Genomic DNA, 20,060 nt, shown 5'->3' on the forward strand with positions numbered 1-20,060 from the left:
ACCTACTCCCTATCTTCAGTGCCGTACCAAATCCATATCAATACCCAAGGAACGGATTTCCTTGATGACCACGTTGAAGGATTCCGGCATGCCGGCATCGATCTTGTGATCGCCCTTGACGATGTTTTCATAAACCTTGGTGCGCCCCGCCACGTCGTCGGACTTGACGGTCAGCATCTCCTGCAGGGTGTAAGCCGCACCGTAAGCTTCCAGTGCCCAGACTTCCATTTCACCGAAACGCTGGCCGCCGAACTGCGCCTTGCCACCCAGCGGCTGCTGCGTCACGAGGCTGTACGGGCCGGTCGAACGCGCATGCATCTTGTCGTCCACCAGGTGGTGCAGCTTCAGCACATGCTTGTAGCCGACCGTCACCGGGCGATCGAAAGCCTCGCCGGTGCGCCCGTCGTGCAGCGTGGTCTGGCCTGACAGCGGCAGGTCAGCCAGCTCCAGCATGTACTTGATTTCTTCTTCGCTGGCACCGTCGAATACTGGCGTCGCAAACGGCACGCCCTTCGTCAGGTTGCGGCACAGCTCGATGACTTCATCGTCGCTGAACGCATCGATATCCACCGTTTGGCCATTGTGATGGTTGTAGATCTTGCCCAGGAACTTGCGCACCTCGGTGATCTTGGCATTGGTCTGCAGCATGTCGTCGATCTTCTTGCCCAGCCCCTTGGCCGCCCAGCCCAGATGCGTCTCGAGAATCTGTCCGATGTTCATCCGCGACGGCACGCCGAGCGGATTCAGCACCACGTCCACCGGTGTACCGTCGGCCATGTACGGCATATCCTCCACCGGCACGATGCGCGACACCACGCCCTTGTTGCCGTGGCGGCCGGCCATCTTGTCGCCGGGTTGCAGGCGGCGCTTCACCGCGACATACACCTTGACCATCTTCTGCACGCCGGCCTGTAGCTCGTCGCCCTGGGTCAGCTTCTTCTTCTTCAGCTCGAAGGCGGCATCAAACTCGATGCGGTTCTGCGCCAGGCCTTCCTTGACCTGCTCCATCTGGGCTGCTACTTCGTCGTCGGCCACGCGGATGTCGAACCATTGATGGTGTTCGATGCTGTGCAGGTATTCCTTGCCGATCTTGCTGCCCTTGGCCAGCTTCTTCGGCCCGCCGTTGGCAACCTTGTTGAGCAGCAGTTTTTCCAGGCGCGCGAACACGTCGGCTTCCACGATGCGCATCTGATCCGCGAGGTCCTTCTTGTAGCGGTTCAGTTCGTCATCGATGATCTGTTGCGCACGCTTGTCGCGTTGCAACCCTTCGCGCGTGAATACCTGCACGTCGATCACCGTTCCCGAGCTGCCGGTCGGCACACGCAGGCTGGTATCTTTCACGTCCGAGGCCTTCTCGCCGAAGATCGCGCGCAGCAGTTTTTCTTCCGGGGTCAGTTGCGTTTCGCCCTTGGGCGTCACCTTGCCGACCAGCACGTCGCCCACTGCGACTTCCGCGCCGATATGCACGATGCCGCATTCGTCCAGGCGTGCGAGTTGCGCCTCCGCCAGATTCGGGATGTCGCGCGTGATTTCCTCCGGACCCAGCTTGGTGTCGCGCGCCGCGACGGTCAGCTCTTCGATGTGAATGGAAGTGAAACGGTCCTGCGCGAGGACGCGTTCGGAGATCAGGATCGAGTCCTCGTAGTTGTAGCCGTTCCACGGCATGAAAGCGACCAGCATGTTCTGGCCGAGAGCCAGTTCGCCCATATCGGTGGAAGCGCCGTCGGCAATCACATCGCCGCGCGCAATCACATCGCCCACCTTGACCAGCGGACGCTGGTTGATGTTGGTGTTCTGGTTGGAGCGGGTGTACTTGATCAGGTTGTAGATGTCCACGCCGACTTCGCCGGCTGTGATTTCATTGTCGTTGGCACGCACCACGATACGGCCGGCGTCGACGTAGTCGATGCGCCCGCCGCGCCATGCCTGCACGGTCGTGCCGGAGTCGACGGCCACGGTACGCTCGATGCCGGTACCCACCAGCGGTTTTTCTGCGCGCAGACAGGGAACGGCCTGGCGTTGCATGTTGGCACCCATCAGCGCGCGGTTCGCGTCGTCATGCTCGAGGAACGGGATCAGCGAGGCTGCGACCGACACCACCTGGGAAGGCGACACGTCCATGTACTCCAGCTTGTCCGGTTCGGCCAGCACGAATTCGTTGTGATGGCGCGCCGACACGATGTCGTTGGTGAAGTGGCCCTTCTTGTCCAACTCGGCATTCGCCTGGGCGATGGTGAACTTGCCTTCCTCGATCGCCGACAGATAATCGACCTCATCGGCCACCTTGCCCTTGCCCACCTTGCGGTACGGCGTCTCGATGAAGCCGTATTCGTTGGTGCGCGCATACAGCGCCAGCGAGTTGATCAGGCCGATGTTCGGGCCTTCCGGCGTTTCGATCGGGCACACGCGGCCATAGTGCGTCGGGTGCACGTCGCGCACTTCGAAGCCGGCGCGTTCGCGCGTCAGGCCGCCCGGACCGAGCGCGGAGATGCGGCGCTTATGGGTAATTTCGGACAGCGGATTGGTCTGGTCCATGAACTGCGACAACTGGCTGGAGCCGAAGAATTCCTTGACCGCGGCCGAGATCGGTTTCGCGTTGATCAGGTCATGCGGCATCAGGTTGTCGGTCTCGGCCTGGCCGAGGCGTTCCTTGACGGCACGCTCCACGCGCGCCAAGCCGGCGCGGAACTGGTTCTCGGCCAGCTCGCCCACGGCGCGCACGCGGCGGTTGCCGAGGTGATCGATATCGTCGATTTCGCCGCGGCCATTGCGCAGTTCGACCAGTATCTTCACCACCTCGACGATGTCCTCGTTGGACAGGATCGATGCGCCGGTCAGTTCTTCGCGACCTATGCGGCGGTTGAACTTCATGCGGCCGACTGCGGACAGATCGTAGCGCTCCTCACTGAAGAACAGCCCGTGGAACAGGCTCTCGACAGCCTCTTCGGTCGGCGGCTCGCCGGGGCGCATCATGCGATAGATCGCTACGCGCGCCGTCCATTGATCGACGGTTTCGTCGGTACGCAGGGTTTGCGAAATGAACGCGCCGTGGTCCAGGTCATTGGTGTACAGCGTCTGGATTTTAGCGACACCTGCGGCTTGCAGCTTGTGCAGCAGCGCTTCGGTAATTTCGTCGTTGGCATTGGCGATGATTTCGCCGCTTTCCTTGTCCACAATGTTGTTTGCAATCACGCGGCCGGTCAGGAACTCTTCGGTAACGGCCAGCTTGTCGATGCCGGCTTCCTGCATTTCGCGGATATGGCGCACGGTGATGCGCTTGTCCTTGGCCACGATGACCTTGCCGGATTTGCCGACGATGTCGAAGCGTGCTACGTCGCCGCGCAGGCGCTCGGCCACCACTTCAAACTGGATGCCCTTCTTGCCCAAGTGGAAGGTGTCGAAGTCGAAGAACATCTTGAGCATGTCTTCGTTGCTGTAGCCGAGTGAACGCAACAGGATAGTGACCGGCATCTTGCGGCGGCGGTCGATACGGAAGTACACGTAGTCCTTCGCGTCGAATTCGAAATCCAGCCAGGAGCCGCGATACGGAATGATACGCGCGGAGAACAGTAGCTTGCCGGACGAATGGGTCTTGCCCCGGTCATGCTCGAAGAACACGCCGGGCGAACGGTGCAGCTGCGACACGATGACGCGCTCGGTGCCGTTGATCACGAACGAGCCGGTGGGCGTCATGAGCGGCATTTCGCCCATATACACTTCCTGCTCCTTGACTTCCTTGACCGTGGGCTTGGACGCTTCCTTGTCCATGATGGTCAGGCGCACACGCGCGCGCAGCGGCGAGGCATAAGTCAGGCCGCGCTGCTGGCATTCCTTGACATCGAACGGCGGCATGCCGAGCTGGTAGCTGACAAAGTCGAGGCGCGCATTTTTGGAATGGCTCTCGATCGGGAAAATGCCGTTGAAAGCGGCCTGCAGGCCTTCATTTTTCCGCTGTTCCGGCGGAGTATAGGCCTGCAGGAATGCGGCAAAAGATTCCAATTGGGTAGACAGCAGGAATGGAACCGGTAACGCGCCGACTCGCTTGGCAAAACTTTTACGAATGCGTTTTTTTTCGGTAAAAGAGTAGCTCATATAATCTCCACGATCGAAGGAAAACGAAGTTTCAGTACAGACTAACCTAGGTTATGCCGGAACTAAAAAGACAGGGGGCAGGAAGTGATTATCGGCTTCCTGGCCGCTGGTTTCTTAAAGCGGCAAAAGGCTGACGGTAAGCCGCCAGCCTTTCTGCCACGCACAACCTTACTTGATTTCAGCAGTTGCGCCAGCTTCGGTCAGCTGCTTGGCGATTGCATCAGCATCAGCCTTGGACACACCTTCCTTGACGGGCTTCGGTGCGCCGTCCACCAGGTCCTTGGCTTCCTTCAGGCCCAGGCCGGTGATGGTACGAACCACCTTGATCGTGTTCACCTTGTTGTCGCCGGCGGACTTCAGGATCACGGTGAATTCGGTTTGCTCGGCGGCAGCAGCACCAGCGGCAGCAGCACCGCCAGCAGCCGGAGCAGCCATCGCAGCAGCGGAAACACCGAACTTCTCTTCAATCGCCTTCACCAACTCGTTGAGTTCCAGCACGGACATGTTGTCCAGTGCAGCCAAAAATGCGTCTTTATCGAATGCCATTTTGTTTTCCTATCTTTAAAAATTAATCGGATCAAGCAGCAGCAGGTTCTTTCTTCGCGGCAACCGCGCCAAGCACGCGGGCCAAGCCAGAAACCGGCGACTGCAGCAAACCGCACAGTTGTGCCAGCAGGACTTCCTTCGACGGCACGGAAGCCAGCGCATTCACGCCCGCAGCATCCAGCACCTTGCCGTTGTACGACCCCGCCTTCACTACCAGCTTGTCGTTCGTCTTGGCGAATTCATGCACCACCTTGGCGGCAGCGACGGCGTCCGCGCTGATGCTGTACACCAGCGGGCCGACCATCTTGTCGCCCAGGGATTCGAACTGGGTACCTTGCACCGCGCGGCGCGCCAGCGTGTTCTTCAACACGTGGAAATACACCCCCGACTTGCGTGCATTGGCACGCAGCCTGGTGATGTCGCCGACCTGGATGCCACGATACTCTGCCAAAACGATGGTCTGGGCCTTTGCAACTTGTGCACTGACTTCCGCGACCACTGCCTGTTTCTCTTGCAGATTGAGACTCAAGTCTTCCTCCATTATTCCGGAATGTATTTGCGCACATTCCATCGGTTACAACAGCGACCTTGAGCCAGGAAAACAACTCCTGCTCGCGGGCCACACCATCTACGTGGGCCGCCGGGTGTCCGATGATCCGAACGCTCCGTCAATTAAGTCTCCGGCCGACAACTCCTTTGACACCTACGGTCTTTGATGCTGCCAGCACGCCAGCAGTCCAAAGATCAGAGGCGACAGGATTTTCATCCTGCCGCCAAATTCAAAACACTATGCCGTCAGGCTAGCCTGCTCGACGCGGATGCCGGCTCCCATGGTGCTGGAGATGGATACCTTTTTCAGGTACACCCCCTTGGATGCCGCGGGCTTGGCCTTGTTCAGCGCGTCGACCAACGCCAGCAGGTTTTCACGCAACGCTTCCGGCGCGAACGAAGCACGGCCGATGGTGCACTGCACGATGCCGTTTTTGTCGGTGCGGTACTGCACCTGTCCGGCCTTGGCATTCTTCACCGCACCCGCCACGTCGGCGGACACCGTACCCACCTTGGGGTTAGGCATCAAACCGCGCGGACCGAGGATCTGGCCCAGTTGACCGACCAGACGCATCGCATCCGGGCTGGCGATCAGCACGTCAAAGTTCAGGTTGCCACCCTTGATGGATTCGGCCAGGTCGTCGAAACCGACGATGTCTGCACCTGCTGCCTTAGCCTCTTCGGCCTTGGCTCCCTGCGCAAATACCGCCACACGCACCACCTTGCCGGTGCCCTTGGGCAGCACCACGGAGCCGCGCACCAACTGATCGGACTTGCGGGCATCGATGCCGAGGTTCACCGCAACGTCGATGGACTCATCAAACTTCGCCACGGCGGTTTCCTTGACCAGATTCAGCGCATCGTTCAGCGGATACAGCTTGTTGCGGTCGACCTTGGCCGCAATTGCCTTATAACGTTTGGACATGTTATACGCCCTCCACAGTAATGCCCATGCTGCGCGCGCTGCCAGCGATGGTGCGCACTGCGGCATCCATATCGGCGGCCGTCAGGTCGGGCATCTTGGTTGTTGCGATTTCTTCCGCTTGCTTGCGGGTCAGCTTGCCCACCTTGTCGGTGTGCGGCGTCTTGCTGCCCTTTTGCACGCCGGCTGCCTTCTTGATCAGAATGGTCGCGGGCGGGGTCTTCATGATGAAGGTGAAGCTCTTGTCCGCGAATGCGGTGATCACCACCGGAATCGGCAGACCGGGTTCCACGCCTTGCGTCTGTGCGTTAAACGCCTTGCAGAACTCCATGATATTCAGGCCACGCTGACCCAATGCCGGGCCAATCGGTGGACTTGGATTTGCCTTGCCGGCAGGCACTTGCAGCTTGATGTAGCCGACTACTTTTTTTGCCATGATATGCTCCTGTCAAACGGGTACCAGCGAAACTTTTCGTTTCTCCCCAACGTAAGAAATGACAAACGGGAAACTGCATCTGCAATCCTTGCAGGCTGCGTTCCCCCTCCGCATTCCTCGCTCTTCAGCCTTTTTCTACCTGGCCGAAATCCAGCTCCACGGGTGTCGAGCGACCGAAAATGGTCACCGCCACGCGTATCTTGTTCTTGTCGTAATTGACATCCTCGACCGTGCCGTTGAAGTCGGTAAACGGGCCTTCCTTGACGCGCACCGCCTCACCCACCTCAAACAGCACCTTGGGCCTGGGTTTTTCGACCCCGGCCTGCATCTGCTGCATGATGTTCTGCACTTCCTTTTCACTGATCGGCGTGGGCTTCATCGCCGAGCCGCCCAGGAAACCGGTTACCTTTGGGGTGCTCTTCACCAGATGCCAAGACTCATCGGTCATTTCCATCTCGACCAGCACATAGCCCGGGAAAAACTTGCGCTCGGTAATACTCTTTTGCCCGGATTTCAGCTCCACCACCTCTTCGACGGGAACCAGAATCTGTCCGAACTTGTCCTGCATTCCCTCGCGCTGAATGCGCTCGGTCAGTGCACGCTGCACGCTTTTCTCAAACTGCGAGTACGTATGAACAACATACCAGTTCTTGGCCATCACTCACCCCGTCCCATCAGTTTATTCACCACCACCATCAGGCTGGCATCAACTGCCCACAGGAACAATGCCATGATGATGGTAAACACGATCACGATGCCTGTGGTTTGCAGCGTTTCCTTGCGCGTCGGCCAGGATACACGCTTCGCCTCGGCAACAGAATCCTTGCCGAAAGCAAAAAAACGTTTCCCCGGTTCGCTGGTCCATGCCACTACAGCCGCCAGCAACAGGCCCACCAGCACCGAAGCCACCTTCAGCACTGCCGCACTATCGCGCAGGTAATAGAAGCCTGCAATACCTGCCACTACTAGCAGGAAAGCAACCAGCAACTTGATTTTATCTGCCATGCGCAATTATTCCGATCAACTATTACTTACCTTTTGGCAGGCCAGGAGGGTCTCGAACCCCCAACCCTCGGTTTTGGAGACCGATACTCTACCAATTGAGCTACTGGCCTAAAACCCGGGAAGGAAGAAGAGAGAATGGAGAAGGGTCATCCCCCTCCCTCTTCACCCTTCACCCTTCTCATCCTTTTACTCGATAATCTTTGCAACCACGCCGGCACCAACGGTGCGGCCGCCTTCGCGGATCGCGAAGCGCAGACCTTCTTCCATCGCGATCGGGTTGATCAGGTTGACAGTGATGCTGACGTTGTCGCCAGGCATGACCATCTCAGTGCCTGCCGGCAGTTCAACCGCACCGGTCACGTCGGTGGTGCGGAAGTAGAACTGCGGGCGATAGCCTTGGAAAAACGGGGTGTGACGGCCGCCTTCATCCTTGCCCAGCACATAGATCTCAGCTGTGAACTTGGTGTGCGGCTTGATCGAGCCTGGCTTGCACAGCACTTGGCCGCGCTCGACTTCTTCACGCTTGGTGCCGCGCAGCAGGACGCCGACGTTGTCGCCTGCCTGGCCCTGGTCGAGCAGTTTGCGGAACATCTCAACGCCGGTGCAGGTGGTCTTCAGGGTGGGCTTGATACCGACGATTTCGAGCTCTTCGCCAACCTTGACCACGCCGCGCTCGACGCGGCCGGTTACGACGGTGCCGCGGCCGGAGATGGAGAATACGTCTTCGACCGGCATCAGGAAGGTACCGTCAATGGCGCGCTCAGGTGTCGGGATGTAGCTGTCGAGTGCGTCGGCCAGACGGAAGATGGCGGGTTCGCCAATGTCGCTCTGGTCGCCTTGCATGGCTTTCAATGCGGAGCCTTTGATGATCGGCACGTCGTCGCCAGGGAAGTCGTATTTGGAGAGCAGTTCGCGCACTTCCATTTCGACGAGCTCGAGCAATTCTTCGTCGTCAACCATGTCGCATTTGTTGAGGAATACGATGATGTACGGTACGCCAACCTGACGGGCCAGCAGGATGTGCTCGCGGGTCTGGGGCATCGGGCCGTCGGCGGCGGATACCACAAGGATCGCGCCGTCCATCTGAGCGGCGCCGGTAATCATGTTCTTGACGTAGTCGGCGTGGCCCGGGCAGTCCACGTGGGCGTAGTGGCGGCTGGACGTTTCGTACTCGACGTGGGCGGTATTGATGGTAATGCCGCGTGCCTTTTCTTCAGGTGCCGCGTCGATCTGGTCGTAGGCCTTGGCTTCGCCGCCAAATTTCTTGGACAGAACGGTCGTGATCGCCGCCGTCAGGGTGGTCTTGCCATGATCCACGTGGCCGATGGTGCCCACGTTCACGTGGGGCTTCGTACGTTCAAATTTGCTCTTTGCCATGATTTTTCCTTATCAATGTCAAACGTTAACAATAAAAACTAATGGTGCCCATGGCGAGAATCGGACTCGCGACCTCTCCCTTACCAAGGGAGTGCTCTACCACTGAGCCACATGGGCAAAACTAAACTGGAGCGGGTGAAGGGAATCGAACCCTCGTCGTAAGTTTGGAAAACTTCTGCTCTACCATTGAGCTACACCCGCAGGCTTTCCCACCAAACAACGGCTTAAAGCAAGCAGTTGCCACAACCCAGTAAAAAATATTCAACTATTTGGTGGAGGGGGACGGATTCGAACCATCGTACTCATAAGAGGGCAGATTTACAGTCTGCTGCCTTTAACCACTCGGCCACCCCTCCAAACAGAACTTGCGATTATGTCAATTCCCGCCTCGGATGTCAAACCAAAGCCCCGTCCCGAATTAAAAATCACCGGGAGTCGTCGTCAAAAGAGATCATTACACTGGGCAAAAAGCTATCGAAACAGCAAATTTCGCTGACATCGAAGCAAAGAAGCAATCAGCCACCCTGCAGCAACTTCAACAGCTGCTTGTACTGCTCTCGCTCCTCATCGCTCAGACCGTTAGTGCCGCCTCGTGCTTTTATCTGTAACGCCTGAAATTGCTGACGATACCGACCTTCGCTGATTCTGCTCATCAACCCGGAAAACTCCGCCGCCACATCAAAATTTTCACCCCAATTCAGCATATCCGCCTCTGCCGCCGCTAGAGTTTTTTCGTGCGCCGTGCCTTGGAACATCTGCATGAGCGCCGCACCGCCTACTTCAAAACCGGCTTCACGCAATGCATAGAGCAACGCCGCCACCGCCTCGGCTTCCGCGCCTTCACCGTACCAATCGGCGTGGATTTGCGCACCCAGCGCCGGCTGCGCAATCAGGCATTGCAGCAGCAGCCGATGCGCCGAAGGCGCTGCGCGCCCGGCTTTCTGGAAGACCCGGGGAGCCGTACGCGCGACCGGCTTGATCTCATACAGAGCTTCCAGTTCCACCTGACTCACCCCGGCGAGTGCCGCAATTTCCTTGCGCAGCAACAGGGCAGTGGCCGGCGCGGCAATCGCGGTCAACAGCGGTTTGGCGCGCTGCAGCAACTGGCTGCGTCCCTCCTGGGTGCGCAAGTCCAGCTCCGCGCTGATTTCGCGCAGCAAATAGGCAGATAACGGCATCGCCTCCTGCACGCGCTGCTCGAAGGCATCCCTGCCGAATTCGCGGATGAAACTGTCAGGATCATGCTCGACCGGCAGAAACAGGAAGCTGATGCGCTTTCCGTCCTGCAAGTGGGGCAGCGCGTTTTCCAGCGCGCGCCAAGCCGCCTTCTGTCCGGCCTTGTCGCCGTCGAAGCTGAACACGATGTGTTCGGTCAGGTGCAGCAGTTTCTGCACGTGATACGGCGTGGTTGCCGTACCCAGCGTCGCCACGGCATATTCCACGCCGTGCTGCGCGAGCGCCACCACATCCATGTAACCCTCCACCACCAGCACCCGCTGCGAAGCGCGGATCGCCTTCTGCGCCTGATACAGGCCGTACAGCTCGCGCCCCTTTTCGAACAGCGGCGTCTCGGGCGAGTTGAGGTACTTGGGCTCACCCTTGTCCAGCACCCGCCCGCCGAAGCCGATGACCTGCCCGCGCACGTTGATGATGGGGAACATGATGCGGTCGCGGAAGCGGTCGTAGCGCTTGCCTTCGTCGCCGGCGATCACCAGCCCGGTTTCGCTCAGCGTATCGCTCTGGTAATCGGGAAACGCCGCCGCAAGATTCTGCCAGCCGTCCGGCGCGTAACCGATGCCGAATTTCGCGGCGATCTCGCCGGACAGCCCACGCCGCTTGAGGTAATCGATCGCGCGCGGCGATTGCTTGAGTTGCTCGCGGTAGTAGCGCGTGGCGACCTGCATCACCTCGTACAAATCCGGCGCAACTTTCTGGTAGGCCTCCCCTGCGGCTGGACGCTCGCGCGGCACTTCCAGACCAGCGCTGCGTGCCAGCTCCTCGATCGCCTCGACAAAGCCGAATCCGGCATGCTCCATGACAAAGCTGATCGCCGTGCCATGCGCCCCGCAGCCGAAGCAATGGTAAAACTGCTTGGACTGACTGACGGTAAACGAGGGGGATTTTTCGCTGTGGAACGGGCAGCAGGCGACAAAATTCGCACCGGCCTTTTTGAGCGGCACGTAGCGCTCAACCACGTCCACGATATCGAGACGATTAAGCAGGTCCTGAATAAAACTTTTCGGAATCAAGCCCGCACCTTTCATCGCTGCCGGCAGGGCGCCGGCGGAACGGTTAACCGGGAATTACTTGCCGAGCTGCGCCTTGATCAGGGCGGAAACCTTGCCCATGTCGGCACGCCCGGCCAATTTGGGCTTGAGCACGCCCATCACCTTGCCCATGTCTTGCGGGCCGGCCGCACCGGTTGCGGCGATCGCTTCGGCGACAGCCGCATTGACTTCGGCTTCGCTGAGCTGTTGCGGCAGATAGTCAGCCAGCACACTCATCTCGAATTTCTCGACATCCGCCAGCTCCTGGCGGCCCGCCGCCTCGTACTGGCTGATTGAGTCGCGCCGCTGCTTGTTCATCTTCTCGATGATGGCGATCACGTCCGCATCCGACAGCTCGATGCGCTCGTCCACCTCGCGCTGCTTCATCGCGGCGAGCAAAAGGCGGATAGCCCCGAGGCGCGCCGTATCCTTGGCGCGCATCGCGGCTTTCATGTCATCGGTGATTCGCTGCTTGAGGCTCATGCCGGAGCCGGGAAAACCCGGAAGACGGGTCTAGTACAGCTTGGGAGGAAGAGTCTGGCTGCGCAGGCGCTTGTAATGGCGCTTCACGGCGGCGGCCAGCTTGCGCTTACGTTCCGCAGTGGGCTTTTCGTAAAATTCGCGGGCGCGCAGATCGGTCAGCAGGCCGGTCTTTTCCACGGAACGCTTGAAGCGGCGCATCGCCACTTCGAACGGCTCATTCTCTTTAACTCGCACAGTTGTCATGAATAAATTACCTTCTACCAGAAAATCGAGGGCGCGATTCTAGCAAAACAATGGCTTATTCCACAACCGATATTTAATCCCGCCTGAAACCCGCCTACGGTGCGGCATTGACTCGATCTGTCTCGCCAAAACGACTCTTAATCGGCATATCCATACCGGCTTCCGATGACCAAGGTGTTGTCATGCAGCACCGTGCAGACATGGCGCCCGAAAGAGCGCGGCGTATGCGCAAGAGCCAGATATGCCCCGGAGCCTTCGCGCGAGCCGGGCATATTGAGGCGGACGCCATGCTTGTTCGCCAGTGCCGCAAGCTGAGACGTTGGAATGCCCAGTCTGATTTCATGGCAGAAGTTTTTGACATCCCTCCCGCCAAGCCAGAACATCAGCACAAGCTCGGTTGATGAGAGTACGGTTATTCCAATCAAAACCATTGTGATCTTAAATGCAGCCTTCATTGGAGAACCAACGCAGCGGTGTTCGCAATCAGCCGACGCTGACCCGCCCGAACTTGCGCTTGCCGACCTGCGCCACGACCACCGTTCCGGCCTTGATCTGCAGGCCACGGTCGCTGACTTTTTCCCCGTCGAGCTTGACAGCCCCGGCATCGATCATGCGCAATGCTTCGGAGGTGCTGGCGACCAGGCCGGCCTGCTTGAGCAGTTGGGCAATGCCGATCTGTCCGTCCATGCCGGCAACGGTGATTTCCGGCATGTCATCCGGCAACAAGCCCTGCCTGAAGCGCGCCTCGAATTCCGCCAGCGCACCCACGGCGGCCTTTTGCGAGTGGAAGCGTGCGACGATTTCCTGCGCAAGCATCACCTTGATGTCGCGCGGATTGCGCCCCTGCTCCACCTCGGCGCGCCAGCCGGCGATCTCGTTCAGGCTGCGGAACGACAGCAATTCCAGATAGCGCCACATCAGCGTATCGGAGATCGACATCAGTTTGCCGAACATGTCCTGCGGCGTATCGGTGATGCCAATGTAATTGCCCAGCGACTTGGACATCTTGTTGACACCATCCAGCCCTTCCAGCAGCGGCATGGTGAGCACGCACTGCGGCGCTTGCCCGTAATGTTTCTGCAGCTCGCGCCCCATAAGCAGGTTGAATTTCTGGTCGGTACCGCCCAGCTCAATGTCCGCCCGGAGCGCGACGGAGTCGTAGCCCTGCACCAGCGGGTAGAGGAATTCGTGGATGGCGATGGGCTGGTTGGCCTTGTAACGCTTGCCGAAGTCGTCGCGCTCCAGCATGCGCGCCACGGTGGAAGTCGCAGCCAGCTTGATGAGGTCGGCCGCACCGAGCTTGTCCATCCAGGCGGAGTTGAACACGATCTCGGTCTTTTCCGGGTCGAGCACCTTGAACACCTGGTCGCGGTAGGACTGGGCGTTCTGCAGCACCTGCTCGCGCGTCAGCGGCGGGCGGGTGGCGTTCTTGCCGGTGGGGTCGCCGATCATGCCGGTGAAATCGCCGATCAGGAACAGTGCTTGGTGACCCAGATCCTGCAACTGGCGCATCTTGTTGAGGAGCACGGTGTGGCCGAGGTGCAAGTCCGGCGCGGTCGGGTCGAAACCTGCCTTGACGCGCAGCGGGCGGCCAGGTGCAAGCCGTTGTTTCAATTCATCTTCAACCAACAGCTCATGGGCGCCGCGCTTGATCTGGGCCAGCGCGTCCTGATGTGTCATTTCGGTCATATTCGTCATCAATTCAAAGTCTAGGAAAACCGGCTTACCGCCCACTCCCGTTTTTCAACCGTTCGTCGGTCACGTTTTACCGCTCGATTTTCCCGCCCGCCATCCATCAGGCCGGTTTTGAGCCAATGCGGCTTTCTGGTAAAGTGCGCGCCAATCCAAAAAATACAGTGTATTGCTGATATACAGAGAGCAACTCCAGGAGGCGCGAATGTTAACCCAAAACCTGCTCAGCCAAGAGCGCAAAATGAAACTGCGCTGGTTTGTCACCCTGTCCACCATGCCGCTGCTGGGGGTGGTCACCGCTTTCGGCTTGGTGCCGCAAAGCGATCTCGGCCTGAATTCGGCGAAGATTGCCGTCGAACAGATCGCCCTGCCCAAGGTTGCGCCCAGCGTAGGCGCCATCGCCAGCTTCTGGCGCAACGAGCGCGTGCAGAGCGGCGACACGGTCGTCGAATTGCTGCGCCGCCTGAACATCGAGGATGCCGCGGCCAGCGCCTACCTGCGCACCGCCCCCGAGGCAGAATCCTTCCGCAAGCTGTCCGTCGGCCGCGAAGTACAAGCCGAAACTAATACCGACGGCGGCTTGGTCGCGCTGCGCTACCTGGGCGACAACGGCGCGCAAGTCGTGATCGAAAAGCAGGGTGACGGCTACGCAACCCGCATCCTGCCGGCACAACTGGAGAAACGCCTGTTCGTGCGCACCGGCGAAATCAAGGGCAGCCTGTATGCCGCAACCGATGCCGCCGGGATGCCGGAAGCGGCCGCCAACCAGCTGACCGAGATATTCAGCGGCGACATCGACTTCCACCATGATCTGCGCAAGGGCGACAAATTCACCGCAGTGTATGAAATGACCTACAGCAACGGGGCGCTGGTGAATACCGGCCGCATCCAGGCGGCCGAGTTCGTCAATCAGGGCCGTTCCTACCGTGCCGTCTATTTCCAGGGGGATTACTACACGCCGGAAGGCAAGAGCGTACGCAAAGCCTTCCTGCGCTCCCCTATCGAATTCTCGCGGATAAGCTCCGGCTTCACCAACTCGCGTTTCCACCCGGTGCTGAACCAGTGGCGTGCGCATAAAGGCGTGGACTTTGCCGCCCCCATCGGCACCAAGGTCAAAGCGACCTCGGATGGCGTCGTCACGTCCTTCGGCAAACAAGGCGGCTACGGCAACTTCATTGCGGTCAGCCATCAGGGCCGCTTCACCACCGTGTATGGGCATTTGTCGCGCTTTGCCAAGGGATTGCACCGCGGTCAGCGCGTGGCGCAGGGCGACGTGATCGCTTATGTCGGCATGACCGGCCTGACCAGCGGCCCGCACCTGCACTACGAATTCAAGATCGACGGCCAGCAACGTGACCCGCTGCGCGTCGCCCTGCCGGACGCGAAGCCGGTCAACCATGAGAACATGGCGACGTTCAAGGTGGCTGCAGACAATTTCGTTGCGCGCCTGAACCTGCTGCGCAATACAAACCTCGCCAAGCTCGACTAGATACTCCGTGCCGCATCCGCCTGAACTGTATGTAGGGTTGATGTCCGGCACCAGCCTGGATGGCATCGATGCTACCCTGGTCGATCTGGGCGGGGTGCAGCCCAGGTTGCTCGCCCGGCATTACGCCCCCTTCGACGAAGCGCTGAAAAGCGAACTGCTTGCGCTGCACCAGCCCGGCCACGACGAACTGCACCGCACGCAACTGGCCGGCAACCAGCTGGCGCGGCGCTATGCCGCGGCGGTCAACGCTTTGCTCGGCGCGGTAAACTCGTCGAACGCCGCCATCAAGGCCATCGGCTGCCACGGCCAGACCATCCGCCACCGCCCCGAGCACGGCTACACGCTGCAAATCGGCAATGCCGCACTGCTCGCTGAGTTGACCGGCATCACCGTCATCAGCGACTTCCGCAGCCGCGACATCGCGGCCGGCGGGCAGGGTGCACCGCTGGTTCCGGCCTTTCACGACAAACTGCTGCGCCATCCCGCCGCCCACCGCGTCATCGTCAACATCGGCGGCATCGCCAACCTGACCGATCTCCCACCCGGCGGCGACACGACGGGTTTCGACAGCGGTCCCGGCAACATGCTGATGGATGCCTGGTGCATGCAGCATCTCGACAGACCCTACGACGACAATGGCGCATGGGCGGCATCGGGCAAGGTGCTGCCCGCATTGCTGGAAAGAATGCTCGCCGAGCCGTTCTTCGCCCTGCCGCCGCCCAAGAGCAGCGGGCGCGACCTGTTCAGCCTAGCTTGGCTGCGCGGCAAGCTGCAAGGCGGCGAATCGGCGGAAGACGTACAGGCCACCCTGCTGGAACTGACATGCAGCACCGTCGCTCAGGCCGTCCGGCAGCACTGCGTGGGTGCGACGGAAATCTATCTCTGCGGCGGCGGTGCGCGCAACTCGACCCTGCGCACCCGCCTCGCCGCCCTGTTCCCGGACAGCTGCATACAGACCACGGATACCCTCGGCGTGGATGGTGATTACCTGGAGGCCATCGCCTTCGCCTGGCTGGCGCAACAGGCCCTGCACGGCAAGCCGGCCAACTTGCCCGCTGTCACGGGAGCCCGGCATCCCTGCGTGCTCGGCGCAATCTACCTTGCATAAACATTGGCCCGCATAAATGCAAACGGGGCGCAACGCGCCCCGTAGCCTTGCAACCAACCGACAGCCTAAACCGAGAACGATGAGCCGCAGCCGCAGGTGGACGCAGCGCTCGGGTTCCTGATGACGAACTGCGAACCTTCCAGACCTTCGGTATAGTCGATTTCCGCGCCGGCCAGATACTGGAAGCTCATCGGGTCGATCAACAGCTGCACGCCATTCTTGGTCATCACGGTGTCGTCTTCGTTGACTTCTTCGTCGAAGGTAAAACCGTACTGGAAACCGGAACAGCCGCCGCCACTGACAAACACGCGCAGCTTGAGGTCGGTATTGCCTTCCTCTTCGATCAATTGTTTTACCTTGTTCGCCGCGTTGTCGGTAAAGACCAGCGGGTCTTGTGTTTCGGTTGCTGCATTCATGTCTGTCTCCTAAATAAATTACTCGCCACTATTCAACTTGAAAGCCACCACTTTGTCCTGTGCTGCGACGTTGCTGTGGATCAGGCGCCCTTCGACGATGGCACCCAACTGGATTTCAAGAGTTTTGTAGTGCACATCGCCATTGACCCTGGCTTTGCTCTGCAGTTCCAGATATTCGCTGGCGAATACCGGGCCAGTGGTCGCGCCGTTGATCACCAGATGGGTAACGTTGATCTCGCCGGTCACCTTCGCGTGCTCGCTCAGCACCAGCGTGCTCGGTTTGCCCGGGGTTGCGACCACATTGCCGTTCACCTGCCCGTCAATGCGCATCCCGCCGCTAAAACTCAAATCACCCTCGATGGTCGTACCCGCGCCGATCAACGAATCGATGCGGCTTTGCGGTTTGCTGTGTTTATTGCCGAACATAAACCCTCCCTCACGCCAAATTCTTTTTATGACAGGCTGACGTTTTGCCGCACTTTCGGCTCGCCCGCCCCCTGCTCGAATATCCTCACTTGGATATTTTCCAGTTGAACGTCCTGCGGCAGCTGAATGCTCTGTTCTACGCGCTGATAATACTTGAAACTGAGCTGAAATTGGGTGTTCCCCGACGCATTTTGCGGAAATAAAAGCGTTGTTCGCTGCCCATCCCTCAACACCGTAGCCACCAGTTGATAGCTGCCGCTGAACTCCTTGACGCGCTGCCCGCTCTGCACCAGCAGCATGCGCAGACGATATTCGCCGGGCATCTTGTCGCGCTCCAGCCTCAGGCGGTGCACCCCCAGTTCGCCCTCCCTGCCGCGCATGGCGGTGAGGTTCTGAAAAAAGGCCAAATCCTCCTGCAGGCGGACGTTTTCATCCGCCTGGTTTTTCAGCTGCTTGGCCGTTTCCTGGCTGCTGGCCTGCTCAATCTGGATTTTCCGCTCGAATTGCGCAACCTGGCCGCTCAGTTGTTTATTTTCCGTCTCCAGCCTGGAGACCTGATCGCGCAACCGGTTCAATTCCTGCTGGGTCTCGCTCCGATGAAACCCCGCCAGTTCCAGTCCGCTGCCATACGCCCACCAGGCCAGCCCCAGCGCCGCCAGCACGAACGGCACCATCATACTCCAGCGCAAATACCACGGGATATGCGGCCGTACCGCCAGTTTCGGCGCGGAAATGCCAAACCTGCGTTTAGTGCGACGCCACATCTCAGGGAAGCAGCGGGAGGTTATTCAGGGCGGAATTCTCCGGCAACCCGAACATGATGTTCATGTTCTGCACCGCCTGTCCCGCAGCACCCTTGACCAAGTTGTCGATCACCGACAGTACCACGACGGTGTCGCCGCCCTGCGGCCGGTGCACCGCGATGCGGCAACGATTTGCGCCGCGCACCGAACGGGCCTCGGGATGGCTGCCTGCAGGCATCACATCCACGAACGATTCGCTGGCATAGCGCCGCTCGAACAACGCCTGCAGATCCGCCTCGCGAGTCAGCCTGCCATACAGCGTGGCATGAATGCCGCGGATCATCGGGGTCAGGTGCGGCACGAAGGTCAGCCCGACCGCCTTGCCGGCCACGCGCGCCAAGCCTTGCCTGATCTCCGGCAAGTGCCGATGCCCGCCGACCCCGTAAGCCTTGAAATTATCCGACGCTTCGGAAAACAGGGTGGCAATCTCCGCCTTGCGCCCCGCGCCGGAAACGCCCGATTTGGCATCGGCGATCAGGCTTTCCGTCTCGATCACGCCCGCCTCCAGCAACGGGAGGAAGCCCAGCTGCACTGCAGTCGGGTAACAGCCCGGATTGGCGACCAGCCGCGCCGATTCGATCTGTGCGCGATTCACCTCCGGCAACCCGTACACCGCTTCGGCGACCAGATCGGGGCAGGCATGGGTCATGCCATACCATTTTTCCCATACCGAGATGTCCTGTAGGCGGAAGTCGGCCGCCAAGTCGATCACCCTCACGCCGGCATCCAGCAATGCGCGAGTTTGCTGCATGGCGATGCCGTTCGGGGTCGCGAAGAACACCAGGTCGCATTGCTCCAGGCGAGCCTCGTCCGGATGCGTGAACGGCAGATCCACATAGCCGCGCAGGCTGGGGAACATCTGGCTGACCGGCGTGCCGGCATCGGCGCGCGAGGTGATCACCTGCAACGCGGCCTGCGGATGCGCCGCCAGCAGGCGCAGCAACTCCACGCCGGTGTAGCCTGTGCCGCCAACTATGCCAACTTTAATCATTCCAGCTTCCTTCAAAAACGTTGCACATCATACAACAACCTAAGAGCCTATTTCAGCAGGTTTCATACCCCGCGTTGGGCCTGGGCGCGGATGGATGCAAGGCGCAACGCACAGCCAATGGTCGTTCCATTGGCAAGCGGTCAACGCTGCAGACGCCGCGCCCAGACCCAACCCGAAGGGCCGCTTGCCTGCGGGCGCATTGCGGCGTTGCGGCCTGCTTGTGGAGAATGACTACACAGCGCAGCCCGCACCTTGCACTGCATCCCGCAGGCAAGCGGCGCGGGGTATGAAACCTGCTGAAATAGGCTCTAATGCAAAAGCCGCCCGGAGGCGGCTTTTGCGGGACATCCAAACAGCTTCGCAGGCTTAACGCTTGGAGAATTGCTTGCGGCGGCGCGCCTTGCGCAGGCCGACCTTCTTGCGCTCCACTTCGCGCGCATCGCGGGTCACCAGACCGGCGTGCTTCAACGCAGCCTTGAGCGTTGCGTCGTAATCGATCAGTGCGCGGGTGATGCCGTGGCGCACCGCACCTGCCTGGCCGGCTTCGCCGCCACCGGTGACGTTCACCATGATGTCGAACTTACCCAGCGTTTCGGTCAGCGTCAGCGGCTGGCGCACGATCATGCGGCCGGTTTCGCGGGAGAAGAATTCATCTACCGGCTTGTCGTTCACGACGATGTCGCCCTTGCCCGGCTTGATGAACACACGCGCCACTGCGCTCTTGCGGCGGCCGGTTCCGTAATTGTAATTCACGCTCATGGTTAAGCCTTCAACAGATTGACTGGTTTCGGTTGCTGCGCTTCATGCGGATGCGACGCACCGGCATACACCTTCATCTTGCGCAACATTGCATAGCCCAGCGGACCTTTCGGCAGCATGCCCTTGACCGCTTTTTCCAGCGCACGGCCCGGATGACGCGCCTGCATCTTGGAAAAATTGGTGGTGTACAGGCCGCCCGGATAGGTCGTGTGGCGATGGTACAGCTTGGCTTCCGTCTTGTTGCCGGTCACACGCAGCTTGTCCGCGTTGACCACCACGACGAAATCGCCGGTATCCACGTGCGGGGTGTAAATTGCCTTATGCTTGCCGCGCAAACGAGCGGCAATCTGGGCAGCCAGACGGCCCAGCACCTGATCGGCTGCGTCAACCAGAAGCCAGTCGTGCTGGACTTCCTGGGACTTGGCGGAAAATGTTTTCATAGCCATTATTCCTAAA

General features: G+C 59.8%; 21 protein-coding genes and 4 tRNA genes. 2 read left to right on the forward strand and 23 right to left on the reverse strand.

Annotation, left to right across the window (positions count from 1 at the left end; all coding sequences use genetic code 11):
- Window positions 1–15: 15 nt before the first annotated feature.
- The 17 genes from rpoB to tyrS form a co-directional block, all read right to left on the reverse strand.
- Window positions 16–4,092: a DNA-directed RNA polymerase subunit beta gene (rpoB, locus tag ACRRNM_RS06455; protein ID WP_435627415.1), complete on the reverse strand. Its 4,077-nt coding sequence runs from the start codon at window positions 4,090–4,092 to the stop codon at window positions 16–18.
- A gap of 168 nt (window positions 4,093–4,260) precedes the next feature.
- Entirely contained in the window at window positions 4,261–4,638 is a 378-nt protein-coding gene (gene rplL / locus ACRRNM_RS06460) for a 50S ribosomal protein L7/L12 (RefSeq protein ID WP_435627416.1), read from the reverse strand.
- A gap of 31 nt (window positions 4,639–4,669) precedes the next feature.
- The gene (gene rplJ, locus ACRRNM_RS06465; RefSeq protein WP_435627417.1) at window positions 4,670–5,167 is read right to left on the reverse strand and encodes a 50S ribosomal protein L10; all 498 of its coding nucleotides are present in this window, start codon (window positions 5,165–5,167) and stop codon (window positions 4,670–4,672) included.
- Window positions 5,168–5,425: 258 nt separating this feature from the next.
- Window positions 5,426–6,112, reverse strand: coding sequence for a 50S ribosomal protein L1 (rplA, locus tag ACRRNM_RS06470; protein ID WP_435627418.1), 687 nt, complete (start codon window positions 6,110–6,112; stop codon window positions 5,426–5,428).
- Window position 6,113: 1 nt separating this feature from the next.
- Window positions 6,114–6,545: a 50S ribosomal protein L11 gene (rplK, locus tag ACRRNM_RS06475; protein ID WP_435627419.1), complete on the reverse strand. Its 432-nt coding sequence runs from the start codon at window positions 6,543–6,545 to the stop codon at window positions 6,114–6,116.
- A gap of 124 nt (window positions 6,546–6,669) precedes the next feature.
- Window positions 6,670–7,203: a transcription termination/antitermination protein NusG gene (gene nusG, locus ACRRNM_RS06480; protein WP_435627420.1), complete on the reverse strand. Its 534-nt coding sequence runs from the start codon at window positions 7,201–7,203 to the stop codon at window positions 6,670–6,672.
- The gene (secE, locus tag ACRRNM_RS06485; RefSeq protein ID WP_435627421.1) at window positions 7,203–7,550 is read right to left on the reverse strand and encodes a preprotein translocase subunit SecE; all 348 of its coding nucleotides are present in this window, start codon (window positions 7,548–7,550) and stop codon (window positions 7,203–7,205) included. The genes nusG and secE overlap by 1 nt, the downstream gene beginning before the upstream one ends.
- 34 nt (window positions 7,551–7,584) lie before the next feature.
- Window positions 7,585–7,660, reverse strand: a tRNA-Trp gene (locus ACRRNM_RS06490).
- 76 nt (window positions 7,661–7,736) lie between these two features.
- A complete protein-coding gene (gene tuf, locus ACRRNM_RS06495) occupies window positions 7,737–8,927 on the reverse strand; it encodes an elongation factor Tu (protein ID WP_435627410.1) in 1,191 nt (396 codons plus the stop codon).
- A gap of 42 nt (window positions 8,928–8,969) precedes the next feature.
- Window positions 8,970–9,044, reverse strand: a tRNA-Thr gene (locus ACRRNM_RS06500).
- Between the two features lie 10 nt (window positions 9,045–9,054).
- Window positions 9,055–9,128: transfer RNA gene (locus ACRRNM_RS06505), tRNA-Gly, on the reverse strand.
- A gap of 69 nt (window positions 9,129–9,197) precedes the next feature.
- A tRNA-Tyr gene (locus ACRRNM_RS06510) sits at window positions 9,198–9,283 on the reverse strand.
- A gap of 159 nt (window positions 9,284–9,442) precedes the next feature.
- Window positions 9,443–11,176, reverse strand: a complete 1,734-nt coding sequence (dnaG, locus tag ACRRNM_RS06515; RefSeq protein WP_435627422.1) for a DNA primase — start codon at window positions 11,174–11,176, stop codon at window positions 9,443–9,445.
- 54 nt (window positions 11,177–11,230) lie between these two features.
- Complete coding sequence (locus tag ACRRNM_RS06520) at window positions 11,231–11,677, reverse strand: GatB/YqeY domain-containing protein (RefSeq protein ID WP_435627423.1); 447 nt, start codon at window positions 11,675–11,677, stop codon at window positions 11,231–11,233.
- A gap of 30 nt (window positions 11,678–11,707) precedes the next feature.
- Window positions 11,708–11,920 (reverse strand): 30S ribosomal protein S21, encoded by a 213-nt coding sequence (gene rpsU, locus ACRRNM_RS06525; protein WP_013292349.1) that lies wholly within the window; start codon window positions 11,918–11,920, stop codon window positions 11,708–11,710.
- Between the two features lie 137 nt (window positions 11,921–12,057).
- The gene (locus ACRRNM_RS06530) at window positions 12,058–12,375 is read right to left on the reverse strand and encodes a hypothetical protein (RefSeq protein ID WP_435627424.1); all 318 of its coding nucleotides are present in this window, start codon (window positions 12,373–12,375) and stop codon (window positions 12,058–12,060) included.
- 28 nt (window positions 12,376–12,403) lie between these two features.
- Window positions 12,404–13,600, reverse strand: a complete 1,197-nt coding sequence (gene tyrS, locus ACRRNM_RS06535) for a tyrosine--tRNA ligase (RefSeq protein WP_435628649.1) — start codon at window positions 13,598–13,600, stop codon at window positions 12,404–12,406.
- Between the two features lie 217 nt (window positions 13,601–13,817).
- Here tyrS and ACRRNM_RS06540 point away from each other — a divergent pair, with 217 nt between their 5' ends.
- Entirely contained in the window at window positions 13,818–15,101 is a 1,284-nt protein-coding gene (locus ACRRNM_RS06540) for a peptidoglycan DD-metalloendopeptidase family protein (RefSeq protein ID WP_435627425.1), read from the forward strand.
- Between the two features lie 7 nt (window positions 15,102–15,108).
- Window positions 15,109–16,209, forward strand: coding sequence for an anhydro-N-acetylmuramic acid kinase (locus ACRRNM_RS06545; RefSeq protein ID WP_435627426.1), 1,101 nt, complete (start codon window positions 15,109–15,111; stop codon window positions 16,207–16,209).
- A 65-nt stretch (window positions 16,210–16,274) separates the two neighbouring features.
- Here the strand turns inward: ACRRNM_RS06545 and erpA are convergent, their stop codons facing one another.
- From erpA to rplM, 6 genes are all read right to left on the reverse strand, one after another.
- Complete coding sequence (erpA, locus tag ACRRNM_RS06550) at window positions 16,275–16,625, reverse strand: iron-sulfur cluster insertion protein ErpA (RefSeq protein WP_435627427.1); 351 nt, start codon at window positions 16,623–16,625, stop codon at window positions 16,275–16,277.
- Between the two features lie 18 nt (window positions 16,626–16,643).
- Entirely contained in the window at window positions 16,644–17,051 is a 408-nt protein-coding gene (locus ACRRNM_RS06555) for a bactofilin family protein (protein WP_435627428.1), read from the reverse strand.
- A 26-nt stretch (window positions 17,052–17,077) separates the two neighbouring features.
- Entirely contained in the window at window positions 17,078–17,728 is a 651-nt protein-coding gene (locus tag ACRRNM_RS06560; RefSeq protein WP_435627429.1) for a DUF6776 family protein, read from the reverse strand.
- Window positions 17,729–17,816: 88 nt separating this feature from the next.
- A complete protein-coding gene (gene argC, locus ACRRNM_RS06565; RefSeq protein ID WP_435627430.1) occupies window positions 17,817–18,845 on the reverse strand; it encodes an N-acetyl-gamma-glutamyl-phosphate reductase in 1,029 nt (342 codons plus the stop codon).
- A 366-nt stretch (window positions 18,846–19,211) separates the two neighbouring features.
- Entirely contained in the window at window positions 19,212–19,604 is a 393-nt protein-coding gene (rpsI, locus tag ACRRNM_RS06570; protein WP_435627431.1) for a 30S ribosomal protein S9, read from the reverse strand.
- A 2-nt stretch (window positions 19,605–19,606) separates the two neighbouring features.
- Window positions 19,607–20,044: a 50S ribosomal protein L13 gene (rplM, locus tag ACRRNM_RS06575; protein WP_435627432.1), complete on the reverse strand. Its 438-nt coding sequence runs from the start codon at window positions 20,042–20,044 to the stop codon at window positions 19,607–19,609.
- Between the last annotated feature and the right edge of the window lie 16 nt (window positions 20,045–20,060).

Origin of the sequence: Ferrigenium straubiae (genome assembly GCF_051257895.1) — a bacterium.
Classification (GTDB): Bacteria; Pseudomonadota; Gammaproteobacteria; order Burkholderiales; family Gallionellaceae; genus Gallionella; species Gallionella straubiae.

Excerpts from the sequence above, each read along its gene's own strand:
- ACRRNM_RS06555 (WP_435627428.1), bottom strand. The coding sequence starts at position 17,051 with ATGTTCGGCAATAAACACAGCAAACCGCAAAGCCGCATCGATTCGTTG.
- rplK (WP_435627419.1), bottom strand. The coding sequence starts at position 6,545 with ATGGCAAAAAAAGTAGTCGGCTACATCAAGCTGCAAGTGCCTGCCGGC.
- ACRRNM_RS06560 (WP_435627429.1), bottom strand. The coding sequence starts at position 17,728 with ATGATGGTGCCGTTCGTGCTGGCGGCGCTGGGGCTGGCCTGGTGGGCG.
- erpA (WP_435627427.1), bottom strand. The coding sequence starts at position 16,625 with ATGAATGCAGCAACCGAAACACAAGACCCGCTGGTCTTTACCGACAAC.
- rpoB (WP_435627415.1), bottom strand. The coding sequence starts at position 4,092 with ATGAGCTACTCTTTTACCGAAAAAAAACGCATTCGTAAAAGTTTTGCC.
- tuf (WP_435627410.1), bottom strand. The coding sequence starts at position 8,927 with ATGGCAAAGAGCAAATTTGAACGTACGAAGCCCCACGTGAACGTGGGC.
- rplA (WP_435627418.1), bottom strand. The coding sequence starts at position 6,112 with ATGTCCAAACGTTATAAGGCAATTGCGGCCAAGGTCGACCGCAACAAG.
- ACRRNM_RS06520 (WP_435627423.1), bottom strand. The coding sequence starts at position 11,677 with ATGAGCCTCAAGCAGCGAATCACCGATGACATGAAAGCCGCGATGCGC.
- argC (WP_435627430.1), bottom strand. The coding sequence starts at position 18,845 with ATGATTAAAGTTGGCATAGTTGGCGGCACAGGCTACACCGGCGTGGAG.
- rpsU (WP_013292349.1), bottom strand. The coding sequence starts at position 11,920 with ATGACAACTGTGCGAGTTAAAGAGAATGAGCCGTTCGAAGTGGCGATG.
- nusG (WP_435627420.1), bottom strand. The coding sequence starts at position 7,203 with ATGGCCAAGAACTGGTATGTTGTTCATACGTACTCGCAGTTTGAGAAA.
- secE (WP_435627421.1), bottom strand. The coding sequence starts at position 7,550 with ATGGCAGATAAAATCAAGTTGCTGGTTGCTTTCCTGCTAGTAGTGGCA.
- rplL (WP_435627416.1), bottom strand. The coding sequence starts at position 4,638 with ATGGCATTCGATAAAGACGCATTTTTGGCTGCACTGGACAACATGTCC.
- tyrS (WP_435628649.1), bottom strand. The coding sequence starts at position 13,600 with ATGACACATCAGGACGCGCTGGCCCAGATCAAGCGCGGCGCCCATGAG.
- rpsI (WP_435627431.1), bottom strand. The coding sequence starts at position 19,604 with ATGAGCGTGAATTACAATTACGGAACCGGCCGCCGCAAGAGCGCAGTG.
- ACRRNM_RS06540 (WP_435627425.1), top strand. The coding sequence starts at position 13,818 with ATGTTAACCCAAAACCTGCTCAGCCAAGAGCGCAAAATGAAACTGCGC.
- rplM (WP_435627432.1), bottom strand. The coding sequence starts at position 20,044 with ATGAAAACATTTTCCGCCAAGTCCCAGGAAGTCCAGCACGACTGGCTT.
- ACRRNM_RS06530 (WP_435627424.1), bottom strand. The coding sequence starts at position 12,375 with ATGAAGGCTGCATTTAAGATCACAATGGTTTTGATTGGAATAACCGTA.